Genomic DNA, 25,380 nt, shown 5'->3' with positions numbered 1-25,380 from the left:
TTTAAATGTGCAGAAATAAGGGTATAATTAGCTTTTTAGCCTATTTTTTTTTTGAGTAATAATGATATGGGAGTGAAATCTTGAAAACAGTCAAATCAACTGTTTTCAAGATTTTGATGTATATAGTATTCTCAAGATAAAGCCAATATGGTGAGTTACTTTTTCTTATACCATACATTAATATAACAAGCGTCACGTAGCCAAGGGAAAATCGTATGAAGTAATTTGTACCAAGTTTGTCCGCCATTCAACTTTATTAACTTTTCTTTACGAAGATCTTCAGGCGTATTGTCTATAATATTAAGAATCTGATTTTTCTCTGCCATTTTACTCTTAGCTACAGCATCTCGCAATCCCATCCAGTCTTCTCCTTCTGCAGAAATGGTAATGATATCGGCATCTACACTGGTGAAGTTAAGAATGTATTCCTTAAGAGCTTGAGCACGCTCTTTAGATAATTGTCGGTTATATTCTTCGTTTCCTTCAGGAGAAGCAAAACCGGTAATGCTGATACTGTTTAAATCTGCGTATTGGTCTACACTGATATCTTGAACAGCCTGCAGAATATCGCGAAGCGAACTTGCATTGCCCATGTATTCTCCTTTGATAACCGCATTATTCACAGGGAACCGAACCGTGAGACGACGGTCGCGACGGGCCTCGCTACCCACTTCTCTGACGAAAGGATATTTTTCGGCAATAGCCTCAATATTCTTATATTTCTCAGCAGGAGTAAGTTTTTTGTGAGGTCTTGGTGTATAGACCGCAGGAAGCACCTTAATTTTTTCTTCTTTTTTACCAAGAGTATATACTAAGTTTACTGCAACCTTCGTTGGTCCGAAAAAGCCCTTTTTGTTTTCATCTAGTTTGGCACCGCAAGTTTCGCAATTATAGCGGTCGTACAGTGCGTAATAATACCCTAGTCCAATTTCAGCTTCTATATCCCAATGTCCGTCAATATTCCACCTTCTGCCATAGCCCACACCAATATTATAGAATGTACCTTGATATCGATAATCTTTTTTAAACGGAAAAAAGAGAGTCTTTACCTTATTTATATTAAAAGAGCCAGCAGAAGCATGAATACCCCAAAAACCTTTTTGAAAAACTTCATGAGTCCAATAGCGTAATTCGCCAGTGATATGCATGAATCGATATTTCTTATTATTAGGTCTATTCCACGCATTGATACCCAAATCAATATCTGCAGAAATGTGTTTGTTAAGGCCATATTCTGCAGCTACATTTGGAGCGAAAACACTCCATTCCACAGCATTTGTCTTGAGCGACAAAGGTATGGAATCTTTTCTCTCATCTGCGTGAATTGTACTAGAAAAGAGAAATAAAAGGTTTATAAGAATGATAATTTTAGTCGATGCTGATATAAACCGATTCATAGCTATTTTCATTTGAAGTTCAAATTTAACTGCTTTTCTTTGAAAAAACAAGTGTTTGTTTATTTTTTTATTTTTTTATGCCGATTTTGGTCTACTTTTTTCTATCTTTGCTACACTAAAAAGAAAATAATGTTTAAAAGATCGCTATTCTTTGCTTTAGTTCTCATCATGTACGCTTTGGTTATTTCTTCTTGTTCGAGTGAAGAGGAAGAGATGATTCGTAATCCTAGAGCTTCATATCTTATGACTACAGAATTTGACTTTTATTGTGTTGATCATTTTATTTTGGAAGATTCTAATCGGATGACAGTAAGCAGCATGGCTAATCGTATTAGCGCATGTGTTGATTCTTTTAAGAAATCTTATCCTTATGATTTGCCTTATGAGAATTATATGGATTCTTTATCTCGTTGTGATACTACGATATTGAAACTTTTTAAGGAGCGCTCCCTAGGCTTTCAAGCTGATATTCAACATTTTGATGAGCTTTTTAAACAGGATAGTGTGGGGCATGGCATCTATACGATGACGATTGTGCCAAAATTGATTAGATATACTTCCATGAATGTGAGTAGTATGATAGTATACGGTGATACGATAGTGATTAATTATTCGAAGTAGGATAGTTATGAAAAGATTTTTTTCTGTCAGTATTATAGTATTCATGTTTTTATTGGTTAGCCTTAGTGGTTTTGCCGCTGAAGGTACCAATGAAGGCATACAGGTTGACTCTTGTAACATCGTTACCCCAACATCTTTTTCGAGTGTGTTGTTACCGCAGGATATTCAGAAGGATTCTGTTCAATTACCTGTTAAGAAAAAAGGCTTTTTACCTGCTTTAGGTCGTGTCGTTGATGGTTTGATTAATTGGTTTACTAGTGATACAGCGTGGGTAGAGCCTTGTCACTATTTCTGTTGGGCACAGTTGCAGTCGCAGCTTACGTATGACTTGATGACTCCTCATTTTCATAAAGCTAATGATTTTGAGTTAATTAATCGTGCCGTTATCGGCACACGACCTACTATTATGGCAGGGTTTAATGTCGGAATCAGTCTTCTGTCTTATTCCCTTATGTTTCAAATAGGGCGATATAAGAACCAGCATGGTGATACTCGTAGCAATACCGAATTACAGTTGCAAACCTCACGATTTGTGATTGATTTATTCCGTATGGAAACGGGCAACCAGTTTAAACTTTATGATGTAAAACTGAATCGACCAGATTTGTTTATTAATGCAGAAGGACAGTATATCAATTTTATATCTAACAAACTAGAGGGTTTTGACTTTTACTATATTTTTAATTGGAAACATTTCTCCAGTCCTGCAGCTTATTCGATGTCGACCGTTCAAAAGCGTAGTGCAGGAACATGGATGGGTGGATTTGGTTATAATTCAAGTTCCACCTCTTTCAATGTGAGTGAGTACTTAAAATTCTCAGCTCAGAATATAATTCCAGGTAAAGAACAGGAAGTTGCCGACTTGATAGAGGGTTATACTAATATCTCCATGACTTCACCCGAAATGCTCACCTATTTGTTGCCCGATATTTCTTATAAGAGTTATTATTTGATGGGAGGTTATGCCTATAATTGGGTACCTGCTCCGCGTTGGTTAGTAGGAGGTTTGGCGATGATGGAATTGAGTTATAAGCGTCATTTGTCAGAGAACTATTACTATCGTTATACCGGTCATTATTTTATTCCTGATGCCATGTTCAGACTTGCTGCCATATATAATACTGGTGATTGGTATGCGGGAATGGAATCTCAGGCTTTCAGTAATTTCTATCATGATCGTAGATACTGTTCCATCAATATGCATGCTCGGGTGCGTTTCTTTGTAGGTTTTTATTTCTTAAAAAATAAGGCTTATAAGAAGAAAAAGATTGTTCTATAGAGTGTAGATGATAGATTTTGCATGATTCTCTCTATATTGTCTTATTTCTTTTTAGCATAATAAGAGTTTTTATGTGTCGTAAAAGAATATGAATAATTATTATATGCTTTCATAAATTGTACATTGATCAATGAATAGGGAGAAAATATGCAAAAACAGTACCTTGAATCACCTTAAATATACGTAAAATGTGAGCTAAACTTGTATATTTGTGCATAAAATGGTAGCGATATAGAATAATATACTTTGCAAGTTTATGAAGAAAATAGTATGTAATATGCACTTTTTTAAAGGTATTTTTAGGAATTATGCTATTAAAGGATAAAAAATACTATCAATTTTTGCGATAATGGATGGTAATTACCTTTTTTTTCCCTATCTTTGCATTCGCAAAAAAATAGAATAATACAGTTTAATATATATATCCGTTTTTTGGGAGGCTGTGGGAGTGATCTTATAGTTCTCTATGTTGACCCTAAGAGGTCTTTTTAAACTTATAAGAGTAATATTTACTCTTTGGGGAGTTTTGGGAGTGATCTTAGAGCTCTCTAATCATGAGTTTAATTGAAATGAAAGGAGGCACAGTTTTCGATGTAAGACTGTGCCTCTGAAGTTTTACATAAAAACCGTTGATTGATTCTATTCTTGCTTTAAGCAGCTTTTTCTAATTTCTTGTTTTTCTTGTATAGTTTGAAGGTAATAAAGCTAATAATACATAAGAAAACAAACATCACAGCAACAGCAATTTCTGCGATGACAATATGTTTATGCTGCTCTTTTATCGCTCTTTGAGCCATTTTCTGTTGATCTTTCTGAAGCATAATCAACATAATGCGACATTCCTCGAGAATATGAGTACGTTTTTGATATTCGGTGTTCATGAACTCTTCATGAGCTAATTTCTCATATTCGTAAGCTTTTTGATAATTTTTCATGCCAGCATAAACCTTCGCATATTCTAGATTAATATCTTTTTTAGTGATGTAAATAGCATTATTTTTAGCATAAGCGTATGCGCTATCGAGCGCTGTTAAAGCTTTCGTATATTCTCCCTGGTAGAAATATGTTTCTGCTATGGAACGAAAAGCCAATGGTATTCTTGATACACTTACGCGTTTGGCACTTGCCAAGGCCTTATCCGCATATTTAATCGCTTCTTTAAACTGTTTCCTTTTTGCCAGTAGTTCAGCCTTGTATGCTAATGTAATAGGTGTTGTTGTATTTTCCTTAATATTGATTGCTAGGGCCTTATCTATCCATTCTTCTGCTGATTTATATTTCTTTTGGAAAAATTCGCTTACAGCTTTATGAGTAGCACCGTTATACATCATGAACTTGATGTTTCGCTTTACCCCCATTTGATAGCATTCTTCTGCAAACCTTATTCCACTTGTGTCTCGAAGCTGTATGGACAATTCGGAAAGATTGGCCAGAATGATGCCGAATTGTTCATAGCAGTGGGCACGACGTGCTCTGCTAAGTCCTTCACGATAATACCAACGAGCTAAATAGTTACTACCAGCTTTATTTTCGTATATGCCTATAGCATTAAATATGTGTGAAGCCAAGGTGTCGTTTTTCACGACATCAGCGCAGTGTTTGGCTTTCCATAAATAACGTAGCCCCTTTTCGCGATTACCGCTAAACAAATCTGCAATTCCCAAAAAGAAGTTTGCATAGCCTTCTCCAGTTTCATTTTTCTGGTCTTTAGAAGCTATTATAAGTCTTCGTGCGACAGCTTTCAAATGTAAATCATCATATTCCCTATTGTACTTATTGCATATTTCAATTAAATCATGGATGCTCTTGTTAGCAAACTCTTTGTCTCCTGGTATATATGTCTTATTTTGTGCCTTAATCGTAGTTAGGGTACACAACATGATTATCATTATGTATATAATACGTAAAGTTTGCTTCATCATATTTGACTTAATTATGGTTTAACTTACTCTTATAACAATGCGATGATATACTATTATCTATTTTTATTACTATTATTGCAAAGATAATGAAAATCAATATTCGAACAAAGTAATTTCTTTGGAATAATTTGATTTGGCTTGTATTTTTTTGTTTTAATTGAGCTATTTGCCCTTTTATATGTACAATAATACAAGCCATGAAAAACCGAATTCGTACACTCTTCAGTTTACGATATCAACTTTCAAGTGTGCGAATGTTTAAAGTTTTATTTTTTTAGGTGACGCAGTTTACAGGGTAACCTTATCCGATGCCGAGTAATTCTACTTCAAAAATAAGGGTACTACCTCCAGGAATACCTGGTTGAGAATATTTTCCATATCCTTTTTCTGCTGGGATATACAGTTCCCACTGGTCTCCTACATGCATTTCCTGCATCGCGATAATCCATCCGTCGATTAGTTCATTCAGTCTGATGGCGAAAGGAGCACCACCGCGACTGCTATCAAACTTTTTACCGTTGATAGTCCAGCCTGTATAATGAGCTGTTACGATACTTCGTTTACTAGGTTTTGGTCCATTTGCATCACCGCTCTTTAACACCTTATAATATATACCTTGAGGTAGTGCCATGACCCCCTCTTCTTTAGCTTTTTCTTCAAGCCATTTTTTGTTGGCTGCGGCGTATTCTCTTTTAACCATAGTCTTTATTGTTTTATTAATATATTCTCTTTACGATTGTCGTGTAGTGAGCGATATCATATAGCTTGAATCATATCAGACTATTTGTTTTATCGTTTCATTTTACTCTAGAAGAGTCTTTGCTAGATTTTCTTACTCTTGTCGTGTCCTTGTTTGCATTTCTTATTTTAGAAGAATCTTTACTACCATTGTTTTTCATCAGGCTATCCTTACTATTAGACGTTTTATTGTCAGTAGCTTTTTCGTTGGCCTTTTTCTCATAAAGAGCAGTTTCTATTTTAGTTTTCAGAATATCTGATGCATTATAATAGTGTGCATAGTTCTTATAAGGCTCCGTGATAACTTGCTTGCTGCTACAGGTATAGATGTTACCATAGCGATCGTAGGCTTTCACGATAATCTCTGTATTCTTATTTTTGGGCACATAATAATACAGATGGTTCATAATCAAGAACCCATTATTCTTACTGACAAACCAGTAACTTACGCTTTGTGCATATTTGTGATGATAACCAGCGGCAAAAGCATCTTGTCCCAATCCGCTGAGTCGTGTCATCGGATATTCTTGTCCATCTTCAATAGCCACAATACGCCATTTAGAATCTGCATTAAAAACATTAGCGATGAGTACGCTACTATCTTGTGGCATAGTCCAATCATTCTGATATTTCTCACCATTAAAGTCGGTGTCACTCCTGAATAGTGTCATCTGAATATTGGCATCCATGAATGTACTCTTATAATAACAATTTAAGATGTCGGTACTTGAGAAATTATATACATAGTAACCGTTAGGCTCTCCCAGAATGTTCACATTCGACTGCCATATATTACCACAAGCTGCAGCATGACAATGTTCCAATATATTAAGACCATGATAGTTGATCTCGTGATTTACAGCAAAGTGTGTATGTCCGCAGAATAATTCGTATCCTCCTCTGAAAGGTGCGAGTAGATGAAGAATCTCTATGAGTTTTGATGAATAATAATGACCCTTTTCTGTTGGGATATTCAGCGGTGTACGTTTGTCCTTCGGACGATTACCGAATGTAAACGGTATGTGATAATTCAAGATTACCTTTTTGTTCTTAGGAACCAACTTGAGGTCTTGTCTCAGCCAATTCATCTGTGACAGAGATAGTTCGCCCGGCTGATAATAACTGCCTTTTACAAAGTGTACATTATTAAAACAGACATAATGAACGTCACCACGGTCGAACGAGTAGTCAGTTGGTCCCCAACTTTCTTCCCATTTGTTTTTATATAGCTCTTTTCCATCTTGGTCATGATTTCCAATCACAGAGAACACTTTCATGCGCGAACTGCCGAGCGCTTCTCTGATTTGACGTTCCAATTTACTATTATACCCGCCATAATACTGCACATCATCTCCCATACTGATGCCGTATACAGGTGTACCTTCAGGCAATTTGCTAATCGTATTTTTGATATCCACCATGGTTTCTTCGGTGAAGCGCTGTACATCGCTCTTTTGTATCGGATTATCACTAGCGTCGGTATAATAGGGACTATAAGCATTTGTTACCTGTGGATCACCGATAACAATCATGCGATAATTCGTTTCCTTACCTCCGGGAAGGCGTTTTAATACAAAGTTGTATACCCGTTTTTGGGTACTTGTACGCTGATAGAAATAAGCCGTGTTATCAGTTGCGGAATGAGTCGGGACCTCACAGTCTGCAGGTACAGTATAGTAGATAAATTTTGCGTTTTTATGCCGTTTAAATGCATATTCTCCTTTTTGATTAGTCTTAACGCAAGAGTAACCATCGCTGACTACCACTCCAGGCATTGCCATGCCTGCAGTATCTTTCACACTACCTTTTATATAATAGGTAGAGTCTACATGAGGTTTTACGGAGTCGTGTCTTAGAGTATCTTTTGCAATGTGTTGCTGAAGTGGTGTAGGAATAGAGTCAGTTATGAGGCGTGTTCCATCCAGATGCTTACTACCCAGATATTTCATACCTAGGCTAGTAAGTGCTATAGCAAGGATGATACCGATAAATGTATATATTGCTTTTTTCTTATTTTCCATCATATTGCAAAGTTACTGCTTTTCTTGTAATCTTGTATCAAGTTTCAGCTTTTGTTCTTCAAATAAATGAAAGAAGCACAAGTTTTACGTCGTATAATTTATGATATATATTGTCGCTTATTATATATATATAATGTGGAGTTCTTGGTTGACGATAAAATCAGCCTCACCTCGTTCATCAGGAATGTATATCATGCGTAAACCTTGATAATCTTTTGGAACTCGCAAGTCTGTGCCATCGTATTGCAGATAATTCCATTTAGGTTCACCAAAATCATAGGAATGGCCAGTTAGTATCAGTCGCATACCTACAGGATCGATTTCCCAATATCCACCACCGATACATTGATCACCTGGTTGGAGTAAGTCTTTGTGTTGGTCGACAAAACCGATTCGAAAGTTCCCGTTGCTACAAATAATAAATTTTGGTGCCATATGATACCTATTTAAGTATATCGGTTATATATTAGTATGCATTAATGCCCACCATAGTAAACCAGCCCATGTCAAATAGAGGGTATAGTTGATGGCCTTTGGACAAATATCAGTAGTATAAAGTCCTAATTTATTTTTCAGAAGTTTGTAGCCATAATATGCGAGGATGAAACCGATAACAGCTCCACAGAGAATATCTCCAGGATAGTGTACACCAAGGTATATGCGTGAATAACACATCAAAACCGCAAACAGTATGACAGAAATACGAGTTCGTTTATCCCTAAATGTACAACAAAGGAAAGTAACGATAGCTACCATATTAGCAGCATGACTTGATACAAATCCATATTGTCCTCCTTTATAGTCATTGACATAATGGAGAAAGTGCTCTATCTCAGGACAATGAGAGGGGCGTAATCGAGCCACCCATGGTTTGATGAGTCCAGATGAAATCTGATCGCAAGCGGTAATAAGCAGTGCTATAAAGACGATCATTAAAACTTTATCTTTCGTTTTTCCTGGGTGATAATAGATCATGCTCATGACTAAAACTATCATTAAGAGAATCCAAGCTGGCATTCTACTATATTGATACCAGAACAAGTCCATGCAGGGTGAGCCATCAAAGTTGAGAAAAAGCATGAGGCTTTTGTCCACACGATCTAAATAGGATAACATTGCAGAATGTATAATAGCAATAAGTGTATAATACATGAAGCTATAAATTGGTTTTTAAAAATGATACTGCAAAGTTACTATAAATAAATGAATAATGTGAATGATCTAAAAGATAATACAGGCTTCGAATAGATTAATTAGGGGAAAATGCAAAAAATCCCCGCCTTCTTGCAAAGTCAGGGATTTTTCATAAGCGTATTTTTCTAGGTATTATTGTAAAGTAAAAATATTCCTCTCTTGTCTCACGACAAGATTGGAAATTTACATAAAGAAAAATTTTTATTTTTTACTAGTTGAAGTATATATCTTTATAATTCTTGTTTGTCGCTTATCACACGTCTCATTAGTCTCTCCGTTCTTATTCTATATACAAAGAACGTATTTCTGTCAATTCTATATACAAAGAACGTATTTCTGTCAATTCTATATACAAAGAACGTATTTCTGTCAATTGTGATGCAAAAGTAGTATTTTTTTTGTTATTTCCAAAAAAAAATATTATCGAATTTATCTTAATTACAAAAAAATATGTAATTTTGCACCTTGAAAGGGGTCAAATGAAGAGTTTTTTATAAAAATCTACCCATAGAAGGACTCAAATCAATCAAGAAAATAACCTCTTTGGAAGGATATATATATTGTGTTGTGTTAAACTTATGAAAGAATTTAAACTCAAGGAATTTATTACCGAATTTATAGATTCTCGTACCAATAATATGGAGGAACGACATCGGCTTATCGTTTTTATGATGACAATGTTTGTCGTGTTTATTGGTTTCCCATGTCATATTTTCGGACTTGTTGGTACCCCAAGTACCATCATGCGTTTGTTAAGTGCTATTTCTATATTTTCTTCAGCTACCTTAGTAATACTATATGTAAAGAGAAAGATAGAATTAGTTCCTGTTTTTACGATTTTTGGAATTATTGGACAAGGAGTTCAGACTTTGAAGATTTTATTGCTCACTTTTTATGTGGGTGGTGATAGGTTCTATCTCATACCGTTAAATCATACTATTTCTATGGTTTATACCATGCTGTTTGTCATGGCCTATAGCAAAATTATGCCAACTATTATTACAGGTGTAAGTTTGACTACCTATATAATAAGTATGGCATACCTCAATGATGAAAAGTTATTTGCTTTTTTTGTTGTATTTTTCTTTGTTCAGTTTTTTATTTGTTTTGCTGGTTCTTTTACGCGACAGAGTTTTTATTCATTGCAGCAGCAAAATCAAAATTATCACATCAGCGAAAAAAGGTTAAATAGTTTGCTACGTCTGAAAAGAGATCAGATAGAAGCTTATTTGAATCTTTGCCAGAATGACCATGCTTCAGATAAAGACATAGATCGTCTGTTTGCTATTCTTGATGATCGTTCTCAGCGTAATATTGTTAATGCAGTGAAAAAGAAAATGGCAGAATTGAAAGCTGAGAAATCTTCTTTGGTAGAGACTTTTACAGATTTTACTCCAACGGAAATAGAGGTATCTCGACTTATACTTTTAGATAAAAAGTTGAAAGAAATTTGTATTACGATGGGGAAGTCTGAGACGAATATCAACTCTGTGCGTTCACATATTCGAAAGAAACTGGGACTCAGTGCTAATGAAGTTTTAAAAGATGCTTTGGAAAGTAGAATAAAAACAAAAAATGTATTCTAAATTAATAAAATGCGCCAAATTGGTGCATTTTATTGGGTTTATACCTTCTATTTCACGTAACTTATCTCTTTTTTTACTTCTTTTGAAACAACTTATTGAAAAAAAGATTATATTTGAGCCATTAAAAACCTTAAAGTATTAAATCTATTCCAAACTGTTTACTATGAATACAACCGTTATCATTTTTTTAGTTGTGGTCGTGTTCGTTGCACTGGCCTATTTTAATTACTGGCATAGTCATCATTTCAAAATAAAAGAGGAATCGATTAAGCCTACTGTGGAGAAAATTTTTGCCGAACAAGGAAAAACGATACTTCGGAAAAAAGATTTTATCCGGTTGGTTGCCCGTTCTTATAGCTGTGGCAGTAAGGAAGCCTTGTATATTTTAGGTTTGGCTCGTAGTATGTCTGTGGTAGAGGAAGATGGTAATAAGGTAAAACTTGTTGCTGCTTAAAAACTATTCAATCGACTAAGACCAAATCAAAAGTAGCAATATTTCAAATTTAAGGATTTTGAATAAAAAAAGGCGTTCAGCAATTTGCTGTAACGCCTTTTGATTAATATCTCTTGTTAGAGATGTTTCATAGTGGAAATAAAGCTTCATAAGAGTTTAAAACTTTTATTGATTTAAAGCGAACTGTATCTGGAAATCACTTCTAAATAACAGTTAAAACGAATAAATAAAATATATATAAAAACTTCAACTAAATTTCGTTTGATGATGCAAAGGTAAAATATAATTTTTTTAAATCCAAATCTTTTTTAGGCTTTTTTTGATTTATACTTAAAAATGGCTGATTTGACTATTATTTAGTTCGATTTTGACTAATTTATTATTTATTTCTATGTTTTTAATGGTGCTTCATGGTAAATTGTTAATTTGTCTTGTCTTCATCAAGGTAAATCAAGGGGGTGTTTTTATTAGGTATTATTAGTATTTTCGATAGAGAAGGTTTTGTGTTCTTTTGCTTTAAATGAGTTTGGGGCATCTTATAGTCTAAGTGTCAATTCTTAATTATTCTCATTATTTTGATGACGATTTAATTTGTTTTTGCTACTATTATTATCATTTTACTATTTTTTCTTCATTTTTTTGGAAAAATATTTGGTTAATTCGAATCTTCTTGGTAATTTTGCAGTATTATAGTAAAGAAATTCCTATTTGACCTATTTTAGTAGGTTAAAATTAAACAGAACTAATTTTTTTCTCGTACATAATGTTGAAACCGAGTTCTTTGACTGTGAAGTCCGAGAGCTCTTTTTTTGTATTAAAAGTTTGGAAGTTGATTAATTATTTTCTATCTTTGAATAGTCAACTAACTATTATTATATTGTACATGAAGAAAATTGCATTTTTCGACGCTCATAGTTATGATATGGTTTCATTTAATACATGGAACGAGTCATTTGGTTTTGATATCCATTATTATAAAGAGCGATTGACGCTTGATACAGTAGAACTTGCTAAAGGCAAAGATGCTGTTTGTGTGTTTGTCAACGATGAGTTGACCTCTGATGTTATCGATAAACTCGTAGAAAATGGTGTTAAGCTTATTGCTTTGCGTTGTGCAGGTTTTAATAATGTAGATTTAAAGGCTGCAAGAGATAAAATACGTGTTGTCCGTGTTCCAGCGTATTCACCACATGCTGTGGCTGAATATGCGGTTACCCTTATGCTAGCCCTTAATCGTAAGATCTATCGTTCTACTCAACGTACACGAGAGGGTAATTTCAGATTATCAGGACTTTTGGGTTTTGATATGTTTGGTAAAACAGCTGGAATTATTGGTATGGGGCGCATTGCCAAAGAGTTGATTAAAATCTTACGTGGTTTCGGCATGAATGTTTTGGCTTATGATAAATATCCTGATGTAAAGTTTGCAGAGGAAAATGGGGTAAAGATGGTTGAATTGCCAGAATTGTATGAAAATAGTGACATTATTTCTCTGCATTGTCCTTTAACATTAGAAACGAAGCACATGATAGATCGTGATGCTATTGAAATGATGAAACCTGGTGTTATGATTATCAATACCGGTAGAGGTAAGTTAATTCGTACAGAAGATTTAGTAGAAGGCTTGCGTAGTCGGAAAGTAGGTAGTGCAGGACTTGATGTTTATGAGGAGGAAGCCAAATTCTTCTATGAAGATCATTCCGACCGTATGATTAACGATGATTCATTGGCTTTGCTACTTATGATGCCCAATGTAATCATTACCTCTCATCAAGCTTTTTTTACAGAAGAGGCTCTTAAGAATATCGCCAATACAACACTTCAAAACATAAAAGACTGTTTTGAAGGTAAAGAATTGGTTAATGAAGTCAAACAGGAATAGTTTTTTAGCAGGGATAATTGTAAAATACAATTATCCCTGCTGAATTACCATCACGAATCCACCATAGGGCCATTCATGGAAAGTGCGTGGTATCTTCTTATATTTACTGATTTTCCACTCTTTGCTGTTATCTTCGAATACGGTTACTTCTTGGATAGATGAGAGCTTTATCTTTTGATTGAGACAACATTTTACGATACAGTTTTGGTCGGTTCCATTTATACCTGCGACAAACCAAGTTTTGCCTTTTCTTCGTGCGATGATAACATTTTTCCCAATATCACCCTTTATCAATTTCGTTTCATCCCAGGTTGAAGGAAGTTGGGATAAGAAACTTTGTACTTCTTGTGGTTGAGTCAGGTAACTTTCTGGTTTATCTGCCAAATGCTGTAAACCACTCTCAAAGAGTACTGTGAGTGCCAACTCATGTGCATTAGTAGTAATGTGAGGATGCTGTGAATTGCTGAAGGCACACGGAGTGTAATCCATAGATCCAATGACATTTCGGGTAAATGGAAGGGTAGCGTTGTGGCAGGCAGCTTCGTGAGTAAAGGTAGGTACGTTATTATACCATTCCGCTCCATATACCGCCTCTGTACTCATCAAGTTAGGGTAGGTGCGTTGCCACCCGCGCGGAATCGTTGCTCCATGAAAGTTAACCAGGAGATGATGTCTAGCCGCACATTCAAGCAAGTCGATGCAGTATTCCATATTCATTTGGTTGTCACCCGAAAAGAAATCAATTTTGACACCTGCAATACCCAGCTTTTCGCACCATGCAAATTCCTTTTCTCTATCTTCAGGTTTGTTGAGTCGAAATAGTGGAGTAGGAGCACCATAAGTCCAACCGACACTAGAATTGTACCAAATCATCGGTTTAACGCCTTTTTCGTGGGCATAGCGTATAGCATCTTCTATGGTTTTTCCATTTTTCATCTGATCCCATTCTGCATCGATGAGTACATAGGGTAGTTGTAGTGCTTTTGCCATGTCTACGTACTTTTGGATAATGGCATAATCATTACTGCCATGGTTATATGCCCAGTATATCCATGATACGACACCAGGTTTAATCCAACTCGTATCCTTTATTTTAGAAGGTTCAGATAAATCTGTAATTAAGGTAGATTCAACGATTTTTTCTTTTTTACCTATCATCAGCACTCGCCATGGAGTATGCCAGTTCCCATGTATTTTTACATCGTTTTCAGCAGGAGTAACTTTAAACTGTTCTCCCTCGTTGTATAGGCAAGAAGCACTCTGGTTACGTTCGATATTTGCCTCAGATATAAGAACATAGCAATCTTTTTGTGGTTCGAGCAAAGCTGGATAGCCCCATCGTTTTACATCACCATCGGTAGTGAGTTCGATACCCTGAAACAAACGTTTCGGTTTCATTTTATGCGAAGTCATTTCAGGGTATAGACTTTCATAAGCGTCAGTCCACTCCATCATCCAGCGTTTCATCCCTTCAGGTATACGATAACTGGTATATTCTTTTGGTACTTTCTCATTTTGCAAGCCATTGATGACATATCTGAATGCAAGACCATCGTTAAAGAGTCGTAGTTGCAGATTGCCCAACTGATATTCCGTACCCTGATTGGTGCAATGACTCTTTTTGCCGGTAAGCATCTTATAATCCTCTACAATTGGTTTTGTTGCAACAAATGACGGGGTAAATTCAGCTTTATCCATACCTATTTGGATATCCATCATGTGTCGTTTGCAGTAGCTTACTTTCAGAGAATGACCTTCTACCGAGACCTTGATTTTACCATCTGGTGATATCGCCTGATTCGTGATTTGAGAAACCTGCGTGACATGATTTGTATGGTTTGTCTTTGCATTTATACCGAACGAAAGAACGGACATTAAAGCGATACCTAAATATTTAATCATTGTTGTCTTAAATTCCATTTTGAGTTATCTGATTTAAAATTATATTCTGCCAAAGTTGGTGTACTATCGCCTGCAGAATACAAGCAATATTTTTTATTTTCGCCTTCGATTCCAGGTATGGCTTTCGGCATAATTCTGAAAGTGCCATCAGTGAGCTGCTCTATACGCCACAACTGTTCATCAGCTCCAGTATAAACTGTGCTAGCGATGAGTTCGCCATGAGCAGTAGCTGTGAGCATACGAGATGTTCCAGCAATTCCTATAGTATAATATGGTCCACCGAGATAGCCACCTTTTCCCTCTGCCGGTTTAATTTCCCAGCGTTGATTAGGTCTGAACATATAATCATTACAGCGAATCCCGATTTCTCCTTTAGGCCATGTCTTTTCCACCTCTTCGAGACGCTGGCTATCTATCGGTTTGGCTTCAGTCGTATCCTTCTGCCCCCAGAAATGTATCTCCTGAGGTATTCTGACGAAATCAGTAGCAAGCTCTAGTGCATATCCTCGGCGTTCAGATTCTATTTCGTAGATGCCAGCCTTAAAGCGGTCGCCAGCTTTAGGCCATCCATTTTTCCAGAGTAATGGTCTGATACCCAGTACACTTCTTCCACCCTGATCGAAGTCTGCCTCGTAGTGGAGTGAAATAATCTCAACCCCTTCATCGATGCATACTCGTCCGAAATGTCCTGTACCCACTACTCTGTCGCCGCCAGCAACAACCATTTTTCCTCCACCGGCTAGCATATCTCTGCCGACGTTATCCACAAAGGGGCCATTTGGACTTTTAGAGCGACCACATATTATATTATAAGTAGAATTGACCCCATCGCAACAGGTACCGTGCGTACCCAGAAGATAATACCAGCCATCATGCTCTATCATATCTGTAGCCTCACAGTCGATAGCGATATCTTTTTCAATATTACCCTCAACGCGTCTACCCGTTTTAGGGTCTAATTCTATTTGTCGGATATTGCCCCAATAGGTACCATAAGTTACCCATAGTTTTCCGGTCTTGGGATCAATAAACAAACTTGGGTCTATGGCATCACAGTCTTCGAGACCATCAGAATTAGCTACCTCTACGGGTGCTGTGTATTTGAAATCAGGTGATAGAGGATCGAGCGTCTTATTCCACATGGTCAGAATACGCCCATTATGTCCACCCATCAGTCCGCCACCCGTGGCACCATATATAACTAAGTATCGGTCTCCGATTTTCATCACATCGGGAGCGGCACCTCTTCCGGGTCTGACAGCTCCATCGTGCCATGTCCAGCCATCTTCAGAGATGAGTCCACCTTCACCCGTGCCAAAGGTGTAGTATTTTCCATCACAGGCCACGATTGTCGAGGGGTCGTGAATATAGGGTTCACCGATTTGAGCAGACACTTGTTGTGTCAGTGCCAACATATATATATAGGATATTTTACGCCAGTTCATGATGTTATATTTTAGGTTATTATTTGGTTTTGATAGTAATATTGGTAACCGGTTTGCCCGATTCGTGCACAAATCGCATACACATATCGCTCATTCCGGGACCATTGATGACAGCCACACGAACGATATTCTTACCTTTATGTAATGTAAGGCGTTGAGACATGCCATCATCCTTTACCATGCGTCGGTCACTTTCCAGGGTAAGTACTGGAGCATTGTTAACCCACCATTGTGAAGCTCCGTTAGAACCGGCAGCCAATCGCACATTTGGGATATCCTCTTGACATTCCACAATGGTAGTTGCCCAGAAGAGAACACCATACATAGACTTATTCAGACCAGAGGCAAATCGGAATAGTTTGGTATTAAATTGTTTGCTGTCTAGTGCATGCCATTTCAGTTTTTGATTGGTCTCTTTCCAATGGACAGTTTGTCCATCTTTAGGCATATTCTTAAAGAGCGTTTGATAGTCCTTGCGGGCAAACTCTTGTTGCATGAAAGCATACGAGAAGATTAAATTACTGCGATTCGGTTTATTGATTGGTTCAAGTAATAACCATCGGTGAATAAATCCATCCTCATCGGGTGTCGAAAATGGATCTCGAAGTAGAGTCTGTGATGACGAACTCTTACCATCTGTTTTCATAAAATAGTCCTCCAGCTTAGGTGCTTGCGGTACTTCTTCATCAAGAGCTAGGAATCGGAGCCAGTCGATTTGAACATTACCCGTATTGCAGACGATTTCGATATTACCGATGCATTTATTAGGTGCAGTAGTATTTGAGAGATTTTCTATTTCTTTGATGAAATGATCAGTTTTCAGATATTCTTCTGTCCATCGTGGTGCATCGACATCAAAAGTGGCAATCTTCTTACCGTTGACGAGAATAGAAGCATTTCCTTTACCCATAGCACGTATCACAATATTTTGTTTGGCGAGGGCAAAGTTTACGTGCTCATAACTTACCGAAGCCCCCTTTTTCAGATCTACCATCCATCCCATTTGTGGCATACGCTCAAAGATATAATCTATTTTTGCATTTCCTTTCAGAGAACTATACCGGTCTATCTGTATGGGTTGATTAGCATTACTGATACCCACACCTCTGAACGTCGGTTTTACCTCTTGTATGGTTCCGTCAGCATTAAAAGTTAGTTTATCGATACATACCGAGCGGTTTTTGTCGAAATGAGGGGATAAGTCGTTGTGGTGGTAAAACAAATACCATTGTCCCTGATAATTAACGATGCTATGATGATTAGTCCAGCATCCGTTAGCGTGTTCGCTCATGATGATACCTTTAAAATCCCATGGACCTAGAGGGTTATCGCTCATCGCATAAGCAAGTGTTTCGGTGCCTTTTTCCTTTCTTACCCATGGAAAGGTGAGGTAATATTTACCTTTATGCTTAAAGGCAAATGGACCTTCTTTGAAACCTTCTGGTAAACCTTTCATCTCAAACGGAGCCATCATTTGTTCCATGTCTTGTGGAGAAGGAGTATTTCCGGAAGGCATGTTGGCTTCAGGATGATATCCGACAATTTCTGTCATGTTATCTTGTAATTGGGCGCCACGTATACCCATTTCGGCCCAGTAAATATATGCTTTGCCATCGTCATCGAGAAGTACACAGGGATCTATGCCCATAACGCCAGCTATAGGTTGAGGCAGACAGGTAAACGGACCTTCTGGATGGTTTGCTGTCGCCACACCGACTGCAAAGCCTTTGCCTTCTTGGGGTGCATCGGGAAAATAAAGATAATATTTGCCATTCTTATACACACAGTCGGGTGCCCACATCGAATAGCCATCTTTCTTACCCCAAGGCACATCCTGCTGTGATAAGATTACCCCATGATCTGTCCAGTCTGTAAGATTATCAGTAGAATATACATGATAGTCTGCCATACAAAACCAGTCTTGTCGTTGACCTTGTGGGGCTACAATATCATGCGAAGGATAAAGATACACCTTATTATTAAATACACGAGCTGTCGGGTCAGCAGTAAACTGTTCACTGATGATCGGATTTTGTGCTCGGCTAAGTTGGGGCAATAAGCAGAGTGCGGATACGATAATGCCTGCTTTGTGCCAGTTATTACGGTTTTTCATTATTATAGGTTTGTACGTTCGAATTAAAGATATAAGTTTTTATACTTGCAAATATACCATTTCTTTTCATAAATACCATGGAGTAAGGACGAGAATATCATTCAGGTTATGAAATTTCTAGCATGTGAAATAATACACAAAATATATGGTATATTTCGCAAAGTTTTTCTTTGAAATCTCGGTATCTTTGCAGGAAAAATATTGAAAAACCTATATTTTGTAAAATGCAACGTTTTAATTTAACTATTTTATCACTATTCATGGTACTCACGTCTATGGGTCAGGAACGTTTGCCGGGATGGCAGCAAGAACTGACCCAAGTAGACCGTAATGCGATTCGTGTACGTTATTATCCGAAGGTTAACTCTTCAGATAGTAAAAAATTACCCACTTTACCCGATTGGCTTTATGAAGGAAGAGCCGATAAAACCTATCAAGTTCAGGGAAATTCGCGTAAAAATCGTGACAAAGGAAAAGAGAAGATAAAGGTATCTTTCGATCAGGCTAAAAATGAGATACAATTTATGAACCAAAAAGGAGAAGTCGTTTTCCGTGATATCAATCGCCGCTTGGAAAATGGAAGAGCTTCGCTCACCTTTGCTACAGATTCTGATGAGTATCTTTTTGGACTGGGACAATTTCAGGATGGATATAGTAATGTACGAGGGTTGTCGAGACGACTTACTCAGGTGAATACTCAGATATCTATTCCGATGTTGATCTCAAGTAAGGGCTATGGTATCCTCTGGAATAATTATGGTATGACAGAATATAATCCATGTTCATACCATATTGATTTAGTAAAGCGCGGGGGTAAAGGTGTACAGGACGTTGTAGAGGTAACTTCTACAGAAGGAGGAAAAAAGGAAGTGCGTGAAAGACATATCTTTGAAGCCGATCTGACCATAACAAAGGCTGGTGATTATTCTCTACTGCTTGATGTAGGACAGAAAATGGCTCGCAGACATCATCTGTTAATCGATGGAAAAACTGTAATTGATATGCAAAATATCTGGCTACCCCCAACCGCTTCGAGTATCGTGCATCTCGAAGCGGGTGTGCACCATTTACAGGCAGAGTTGACGAAAGACGATCGCCCTGTGCTTTATTATGATATGGTGAAGAATAGCACCACCTTTTCTTCACCTGTGGCCGATGCTGTAGATTATACCGTATTTGTTGGCACTCCGGATGAAATTATCGCTTCTTATCGCAGACTTACAGGTGAATGCCCTGTTATGCCATCATGGGCTTTGGGATATATACATTGTCGTGAACGCTTCCACTCGTCAGACGAAATATTACAGACGGCTAACCGATTTCTACAGGAACAAATGCCACTTCGTATGATTGTGCAAGACTGGCAGTATTGGGGCAAATATGGTTGGAATTCGATGAAGTTTGATGAACAATATTACCCTAATCCGAAAGCGTTAACCGATAGTTTGCATCGTTTGGGTGTAAAACTGATGGTATCTGTTTGGTCTAAAATTGACCGAAATTCTGAAGTCGGCAAGCAAATGGCAGCTGACAACTATTATATCAAAAATACAGACTGGATAGATTTCTTTAACCCTAAAGCTGCAGAAGCCTATTGGAAAAATTTTAATGAGCGCTTGGTTCCGCTAGGAATAGATGCCTGGTGGCAGGATGCTACCGAACCCGAAAATGATGATTTGGCGGGTCGTATGGTCAACCAAGAGCAATGGTCGGGTGAGCAAGTGCGCAATGTCTATCCGCTTCTTGTCAACAAGACGGTATATGAAGGATTAATGAAGGCAGGAAAAACACCGATGATACTTACTCGATGCGGTTTCCCTGGTATTCAGCGATATGGAAGTGCCCTCTGGAGTGGCGATGTCGGCAACGATTGGGAGACTTTCCGCCGACAGATAACCGCAGGGTTGGGATTGCAGGCTGCAGGTATACCTTGGTGGACTTATGATGCCGGTGGATTCTTCAGACCGGGAAATCAGTATACTGATCCAAACTATATCGAACGTATGTTGCGATGGATTCAGACGAGTGTTTATCTTCCTCTTATGCGTGTTCATGGGTATATGAGTAATACAGAACCATGGAATTATGGTGAAAAGGCTCAACAGATCATAGCTGCTTGTATACATGAGCGTGAACAACTTCGCCCATACATCGAGCACTGTGCTAAGCGTATATCTTCTGAAGGGTATACGATTATGCGTCCACTTGTTTTCGATTTTGCCAATGATCAAGAGGCTCTTCGACAAAAATATGAATATATGTTTGGTGATAAATATCTTGTAAGTCCGATAACAGAACCTAAGGTTACGACATGGACCACTTATCTGCCGAAAAATAAAAAGGGATGGCGCGACCATCGTACAGGTAAGTGGTATGCTGGAGGACAATATGTTACAACTCGGGTAGACTTAACCGCAATACCTATATTTGAACGTCAATAAAGATGAAAAAGTGAAAAAAGCTGGCATTTGCCGGCTTTTTTGTATCTTTGCAGACATGAAAAAGATATTTCTGTCGATATTGACTATATTCCTACTGTTGGTTGTCCTTACGATAGCTGGCAGTTTCTATATGTTGAGTTACTCCCTTACTCCTGAGAACAATAAGGGACGTAACATCACCAAGATGTATGCTCGACTTTACCAAGATCATCCTGATATGAAACCCTGGGTTGATTCGTTGCAGCAAGCACATGCTTTTCATGATACCATAATCATGGCCCAGGATGGTGATCGCCATGCAGCTACGTGGATTCCTTCATCGTCGGGTTCTCATCGTGTAGCATTTCTTATCCATGGCTATACAGATAGTTATGTGCGCATGTTACCTATCGCTCGCATCTATTATCAGATGGGATATAATGTCTTCTTGCCTGATTTTCATGGTAATGGTCGCAGTGAAGGAGAAGCGCAGCAGATGGGGTGGAAAGACCGACTTGATGTAGAAGAGTGGATACCTATTGCCAATACTCTCTTTGCGGATAGTACGGGAACAACCCAAATGGTTCTTCATGGTGTTTCTATGGGAGCGGCTACAACGATGTGCATCAGTGGAGATCAAACACCTTCGTATGTAAAATGTTTTGTAGAAGACTGTGGGTATACTAGTGTGTGGGATGAATTTAGTGAACAATTGCATGAGCAGTTCTCTCTTCCTGATTTTCCTCTGTTATATACAACTTCGATACTTTGTGATATACGTTATGGATGGAATTTTACAGAGGCTTCGCCTATAGAACAAGTTAAGAAGAGTACTAAACCAATGCTTTTTATTCATGGTAGTAATGATTCTTTTGTGCCTACTCGCATGGTTTACCCTTTATATAAGGCCAAGTCTGGTATAAAAGAATTGTGGGTCGCACCAGGTTCTAAGCATGCTCGGAGTCAGTCTGATCATCCTGAAGAGTATGCAAGAAAAGTTGAGGGCTTTGTCTCTCGATTTGTCCATTGATTATACGTAGTCTGTAATCATGCAAGAAAGGCACTACCTTTATTGGTAAGTGCCTTTCCAATCCGCTAAAAAATGCAATTCTTAATGATCTAGAATACACAAATTTTTGATTTTCATGTCCCCTGTCCTAAAATCACTTCCAAGGCAGATTACCTTCTAATGCCATTAACTCTCAAATATTTATAGTGCTAATATATGTTTTTTAGCAATAATAAGCAACCAAAAATCGGTCAAGACTGATTTCTGTGCTATAATTGAAAAAAATATATCCTTTTTTGACAATTTTCTGTCTTCTTGTTGAAGGCTAATAGTGATGTTACTTCTTCGTAACGATACGCTTATCGCCTCATGTAGTATCACCAGATTTTATCGGTTTATATTGAGTAAAAATATTTCGTATATTCTTTTGTGTTTTTCATAATTTTTGCCTAAATTTGCATTTGGTAATTAGAAGAGAAAAAGTATCAGATTTATAATTTGATATCGTATTTAATGAGAAGTTTAAAATTAAAATGAAGAAAAAAATTTGGATGTTGCTTGTTGCACTGGTGTTAGTGCTTTCTGTTCAAGCTCAGATGCTGAATCCTGTTAAATTTACTACTCAGTTGAAAATAGGTAATTCGGCTCAAGCTGAAATTATCTTTACGGGTAAGATTAATCCTGGATGGCATGTATATTCTACTAATTTAGGTAATGATGGCCCTATCTCGGCCACTTTTAATGTGAATAAGTTGGATGGTGTTCAACTTGTTGGCAAGCTTATGGCAAGAGGCCACGAAATTAGTAATTATGATAAGTTGTTTGGTATGACACTTCGCTATTTTGAGGGGAGTGTTACTTTTGTGCAAAAAGTTAAGTTTACCAAACCGAATTATTCCATAGATGCTTATTTGGAGTATGGAGCATGCAATGATCAAAACTGCTTGCCTCCAACTTCTGTGGATATCAACAAAAGTGGTAAGAGTCCTGCTGTAGATGGTGATGCCAAGGCTCAAGAAGCTCAGGCTTTATCAGCAGAGATACCTGCTGCAGGTGGACAAATGGATGTAGCAGACCAAGCTGCTTTATCCAAAATGAAGGCCGACTCGTTAGCACAAGTTAAGGCTGATAGTGCTGCAGAAACAGCTGTCGCTAAAATGTCAAAAGCAGAAAAGGATATTCTGTGGCAACCCGTAATAAAGCAGTTGCAAGCTTTTGGTGGTACAAGTGATATAGCTAATCACTCCTTAATATATATATTCTTCATGGGATTTTTAGGTGGTCTTCTTGCATTGGTGATGCCATGTATTTGGCCTATTATCCCAATGACAGTAAGTTTCTTCTTGAAGCGTGCAAAGGACGATCGTCAGAAGGGTATACGGGATGCGATTACATATGGTGTTTCTATTGTTGTTATTTATTTGGCATTGGGTATTTTAGTAACCGCAATCTTCGGCCCAAGTACACTTAATTCTTTAGCAACAAATGCCATCTTCAATATATTCTTGTTTGCTTTGCTGGTTATTTTTGCATTGAGCTTCTTCGGATGGTTTGAAATAAAACTTCCTGATAGTTGGGCGAATAGGGTAGACAGTAAGGCCACTGCAGCCACAGGTGTGCTGTCTATCTTCTTGATGGCTTTCACTCTTGTATTAGTCAGTTTCTCATGTACAGCACCTATCGTAGGTTTACTGCTTGTAGAGACCGTTACTTCTGGTAATTGGTTAGGTCCAGCCTTGGGTATGTTTGGTTTTGCCTTGGCGCTTGCTGTACCATTTACCCTCTTTGCTCTATTCCCATCACTGATGAAAAAGAGTCCAAAGAGTGGTGCCTGGATGGAACAGATTAAGATCGTGTTAGGATTTATTGAATTAGCTTTTGCCTTGAAGTTCTTTAGTGTAGCCGATCTAGCTTACGGTTGGCATTTGCTTGATCGTGAAGTGTTCTTGAGTCTTTGGATAGCGATATTCCTTTTCATGGGATTGTATCTTATCGGTGTGCTCAAGTTTAGAGTGGACGAAATCGGCGGTGAATTAAATCGTCCAATGCCAGTGCCAAGTATCATGTTGGGTTTATGTGCATTTGCCTTCTCTATCTATTTGGTACCAGGACTTTGGGGAGCTCCATGTAAGGCGGTAAGTGCTTTCGCACCTCCAATGAATACGCAAGATTTTAATCTGAATACCAAGACTGTTGAGGCTCATTATACCAATTATGAAGAGGGTATGGCTGCCGCTAAGGCACAAGGCAAGCCTGTGCTGATAGACTTTACGGGTTTTGGTTGTGTTAACTGTCGTAAGATGGAGGCAGCTGTATGGACAGATCCTCAAGTTGCAGAAAAGTTAGAGAAGGATTATGTCTTGATCAGTCTCTTTGTTGACGATAAGACTCCATTAGCAGAGCCGATTAAGGTGAATGAAAACGGTGTAGAGCGTACTCTTCGTACCATTGGTGATAAGTGGAGTTATTTGCAGAGCCACAAGTTTGGTGCTAATGCTCAACCATTCTATGTCGCTGTCGATAATGCAGGTAATCCATTGAACTCAGCTTATGGCTACAAAGAAGATGTACCAGCTTATCTCGATTTTCTTGATAAGGGCTTAGCTACTTATCAGAAGAAATAAGTTTTTCTATATATTCGTATAACCACTATATTTATATATATTCCACAAAGTCACTTGTGCTGTTGAAGTACGGGTGGCTTTTTTAATGTTTTATTTTTGTCATCACTTATTTGAAAAAATGTTGTGTACGTACACAATTTTCTTGATTTAAAACAAGAAAAGGCCTAAAATCGATGATTTTTCTATTTTTTTATGTTGTAAAACACAAAAAAGTTGTACTTTTGCAGTGTCATAAGAAAAATAGTTTTAGGTTAAAGATTGTTTAGGTTTAGTATTAGGTTATAAAGGTTATATAAAGATTGTCAGTGGACATAAGATCTTAGGTATTATGTTTTAGGTAATAAAGATTATTTTAGGTTTAATAATGATGTTTAAGAGGATTCGGCCGTGAGGCTGGACCTCATGCCAAAGGCGGGGAGTTTCTCTTCGCTATTTTTTTTATATATATACTCTATACTTCTTTCGGTTTACATTTAGGCTTTTTTATTTTAGATTAGAATTTATCCATTTCAAGGAATTAATTGTTTCCTTAGAAGTATCAGTGAGACAGTATATTTATACTTCATGTAATCTAAAAATTCCTTTGTTTTCTTAGTCATTGTATTATCTAAACAAGCAATTTTGTTAGCAATAAGCACAATTTTGATAAAAAATCATAGTCTAATGAACAAATTTAGCCCCTTTTAAGTACGCGTTTATCGTAACTTTGCATTCAAAATAGATTGAAAGAAAGTAATTTACCAAAACAAATCGTTTTACTTTAATAAATGAAC

At 37.4% G+C, this 25,380-nt stretch carries 17 protein-coding genes; 8 read left to right on the top strand and 9 right to left on the bottom strand.

Translation table 11 applies throughout. The annotated features are described in order from the left end of the window. Positions 1-155 precede the first annotated feature (155 nt). Positions 156-1,397, bottom strand: coding sequence for a DUF3575 domain-containing protein (locus tag L6471_RS03035; RefSeq protein WP_176969581.1), 1,242 nt, complete (start codon positions 1,395-1,397; stop codon positions 156-158). Between the two features lie 129 nt (positions 1,398-1,526). On the opposite strand from L6471_RS03035, the gene L6471_RS03030 reads away from it, so the two are divergent. Both L6471_RS03030 and L6471_RS03025 read left to right on the top strand, forming a co-directional pair. Further along, entirely contained in the window at positions 1,527-2,018 is a 492-nt protein-coding gene (locus L6471_RS03030) for a hypothetical protein (protein WP_143007222.1), read from the top strand. Between the two features lie 7 nt (positions 2,019-2,025). Beyond that, the gene (locus tag L6471_RS03025) at positions 2,026-3,297 is read left to right on the top strand and encodes a DUF4421 family protein (protein ID WP_081657127.1); all 1,272 of its coding nucleotides are present in this window, start codon (positions 2,026-2,028) and stop codon (positions 3,295-3,297) included. Between the two features lie 650 nt (positions 3,298-3,947). Here L6471_RS03025 and L6471_RS03020 read toward each other — a convergent pair. The 5 genes from L6471_RS03020 to L6471_RS03000 form a co-directional block, all read right to left on the bottom strand. Continuing rightward, the gene (locus L6471_RS03020; RefSeq protein ID WP_237796801.1) at positions 3,948-5,177 is read right to left on the bottom strand and encodes a tetratricopeptide repeat protein; all 1,230 of its coding nucleotides are present in this window, start codon (positions 5,175-5,177) and stop codon (positions 3,948-3,950) included. Between the two features lie 343 nt (positions 5,178-5,520). After that, on the bottom strand, positions 5,521-5,919 hold the full coding sequence (locus L6471_RS03015) for an FKBP-type peptidyl-prolyl cis-trans isomerase (protein ID WP_006281153.1): 399 nt from the start codon (positions 5,917-5,919) through the stop codon (positions 5,521-5,523). Positions 5,920-6,016: 97 nt separating this feature from the next. Beyond that, on the bottom strand, positions 6,017-7,981 hold the full coding sequence (locus tag L6471_RS03010) for a calcineurin-like phosphoesterase C-terminal domain-containing protein (RefSeq protein ID WP_237796800.1): 1,965 nt from the start codon (positions 7,979-7,981) through the stop codon (positions 6,017-6,019). Between the two features lie 117 nt (positions 7,982-8,098). Next, positions 8,099-8,413, bottom strand: a complete 315-nt coding sequence (locus L6471_RS03005) for a hypothetical protein (RefSeq protein ID WP_050787885.1) — start codon at positions 8,411-8,413, stop codon at positions 8,099-8,101. 24 nt (positions 8,414-8,437) lie between these two features. After that, positions 8,438-9,130, bottom strand: coding sequence for a phosphatase PAP2 family protein (locus L6471_RS03000; RefSeq protein WP_006281155.1), 693 nt, complete (start codon positions 9,128-9,130; stop codon positions 8,438-8,440). 620 nt (positions 9,131-9,750) lie between these two features. Between L6471_RS03000 and L6471_RS02995 the strand changes: the two genes are divergently transcribed. The 3 genes from L6471_RS02995 to L6471_RS02985 all read left to right on the top strand — a co-directional run bounded on the left by L6471_RS02995 (position 9,751) and on the right by L6471_RS02985 (position 13,094). After that, complete coding sequence (locus L6471_RS02995; protein ID WP_237796799.1) at positions 9,751-10,758, top strand: helix-turn-helix transcriptional regulator; 1,008 nt, start codon at positions 9,751-9,753, stop codon at positions 10,756-10,758. A 163-nt stretch (positions 10,759-10,921) separates the two neighbouring features. Further along, positions 10,922-11,212 (top strand): hypothetical protein, encoded by a 291-nt coding sequence (locus L6471_RS02990; protein ID WP_027454002.1) that lies wholly within the window; start codon positions 10,922-10,924, stop codon positions 11,210-11,212. Between the two features lie 883 nt (positions 11,213-12,095). Beyond that, entirely contained in the window at positions 12,096-13,094 is a 999-nt protein-coding gene (locus tag L6471_RS02985) for a 2-hydroxyacid dehydrogenase (RefSeq protein ID WP_074548966.1), read from the top strand. Between the two features lie 30 nt (positions 13,095-13,124). Here the strand turns inward: L6471_RS02985 and L6471_RS02980 are convergent, their stop codons facing one another. The 3 genes from L6471_RS02980 to L6471_RS02970 are packed head-to-tail and all read right to left on the bottom strand — an operon-like array spanning position 13,125 to position 18,554. Beyond that, positions 13,125-14,996, bottom strand: a complete 1,872-nt coding sequence (locus tag L6471_RS02980) for a glycoside hydrolase family 97 protein (RefSeq protein ID WP_237796798.1) — start codon at positions 14,994-14,996, stop codon at positions 13,125-13,127. Then, entirely contained in the window at positions 14,993-16,441 is a 1,449-nt protein-coding gene (locus L6471_RS02975; protein WP_074614126.1) for a family 43 glycosylhydrolase, read from the bottom strand. Before L6471_RS02975 ends, L6471_RS02980 begins: the two co-directional genes overlap by 4 nt. Positions 16,442-16,460: 19 nt before the next feature. Next, a complete protein-coding gene (locus tag L6471_RS02970) occupies positions 16,461-18,554 on the bottom strand; it encodes a family 43 glycosylhydrolase (protein WP_237796797.1) in 2,094 nt (697 codons plus the stop codon). Positions 18,555-18,778: 224 nt separating this feature from the next. Between L6471_RS02970 and L6471_RS14170 the strand changes: the two genes are divergently transcribed. From L6471_RS14170 to L6471_RS02955, 3 genes are all read left to right on the top strand, one after another. Next, positions 18,779-20,995, top strand: a complete 2,217-nt coding sequence (locus L6471_RS14170) for a glycoside hydrolase family 31 protein (RefSeq protein WP_237796796.1) — start codon at positions 18,779-18,781, stop codon at positions 20,993-20,995. A gap of 55 nt (positions 20,996-21,050) precedes the next feature. Beyond that, positions 21,051-22,004: an alpha/beta hydrolase gene (locus L6471_RS02960; protein WP_237796795.1), complete on the top strand. Its 954-nt coding sequence runs from the start codon at positions 21,051-21,053 to the stop codon at positions 22,002-22,004. Positions 22,005-22,516: 512 nt separating this feature from the next. After that, the gene (locus L6471_RS02955) at positions 22,517-24,607 is read left to right on the top strand and encodes a protein-disulfide reductase DsbD family protein (protein ID WP_237796794.1); all 2,091 of its coding nucleotides are present in this window, start codon (positions 22,517-22,519) and stop codon (positions 24,605-24,607) included. Positions 24,608-25,380 lie beyond the last annotated feature (773 nt).

This window comes from Segatella bryantii (assembly GCF_022024215.1).
Classification (GTDB): domain Bacteria; phylum Bacteroidota; class Bacteroidia; order Bacteroidales; family Bacteroidaceae; genus Prevotella; species Prevotella bryantii.
Note: the sequence above shows the minus strand (reverse complement) of the source record. Positions and strands in the feature narration are given on the sequence as shown.

Excerpts from the sequence above, each read along its gene's own strand:
- L6471_RS03035 (WP_176969581.1), bottom strand. The coding sequence starts at position 1,397 with ATGAATCGGTTTATATCAGCATCGACTAAAATTATCATTCTTATAAAC.
- L6471_RS03030 (WP_143007222.1), top strand. The coding sequence starts at position 1,527 with ATGTTTAAAAGATCGCTATTCTTTGCTTTAGTTCTCATCATGTACGCT.
- L6471_RS03025 (WP_081657127.1), top strand. The coding sequence starts at position 2,026 with ATGAAAAGATTTTTTTCTGTCAGTATTATAGTATTCATGTTTTTATTG.
- L6471_RS03020 (WP_237796801.1), bottom strand. The coding sequence starts at position 5,177 with ATGTTGTGTACCCTAACTACGATTAAGGCACAAAATAAGACATATATA.
- L6471_RS03015 (WP_006281153.1), bottom strand. The coding sequence starts at position 5,919 with ATGGTTAAAAGAGAATACGCCGCAGCCAACAAAAAATGGCTTGAAGAA.
- L6471_RS03010 (WP_237796800.1), bottom strand. The coding sequence starts at position 7,981 with ATGATGGAAAATAAGAAAAAAGCAATATATACATTTATCGGTATCATC.
- L6471_RS03005 (WP_050787885.1), bottom strand. The coding sequence starts at position 8,413 with ATGGCACCAAAATTTATTATTTGTAGCAACGGGAACTTTCGAATCGGT.
- L6471_RS03000 (WP_006281155.1), bottom strand. The coding sequence starts at position 9,130 with ATGTATTATACACTTATTGCTATTATACATTCTGCAATGTTATCCTAT.
- L6471_RS02995 (WP_237796799.1), top strand. The coding sequence starts at position 9,751 with ATGAAAGAATTTAAACTCAAGGAATTTATTACCGAATTTATAGATTCT.
- L6471_RS02990 (WP_027454002.1), top strand. The coding sequence starts at position 10,922 with ATGAATACAACCGTTATCATTTTTTTAGTTGTGGTCGTGTTCGTTGCA.
- L6471_RS02985 (WP_074548966.1), top strand. The coding sequence starts at position 12,096 with ATGAAGAAAATTGCATTTTTCGACGCTCATAGTTATGATATGGTTTCA.
- L6471_RS02980 (WP_237796798.1), bottom strand. The coding sequence starts at position 14,996 with ATGATTAAATATTTAGGTATCGCTTTAATGTCCGTTCTTTCGTTCGGT.
- L6471_RS02975 (WP_074614126.1), bottom strand. The coding sequence starts at position 16,441 with ATGAACTGGCGTAAAATATCCTATATATATATGTTGGCACTGACACAA.
- L6471_RS02970 (WP_237796797.1), bottom strand. The coding sequence starts at position 18,554 with ATGAAAAACCGTAATAACTGGCACAAAGCAGGCATTATCGTATCCGCA.
- L6471_RS14170 (WP_237796796.1), top strand. The coding sequence starts at position 18,779 with ATGCAACGTTTTAATTTAACTATTTTATCACTATTCATGGTACTCACG.
- L6471_RS02960 (WP_237796795.1), top strand. The coding sequence starts at position 21,051 with ATGAAAAAGATATTTCTGTCGATATTGACTATATTCCTACTGTTGGTT.
- L6471_RS02955 (WP_237796794.1), top strand. The coding sequence starts at position 22,517 with ATGAAGAAAAAAATTTGGATGTTGCTTGTTGCACTGGTGTTAGTGCTT.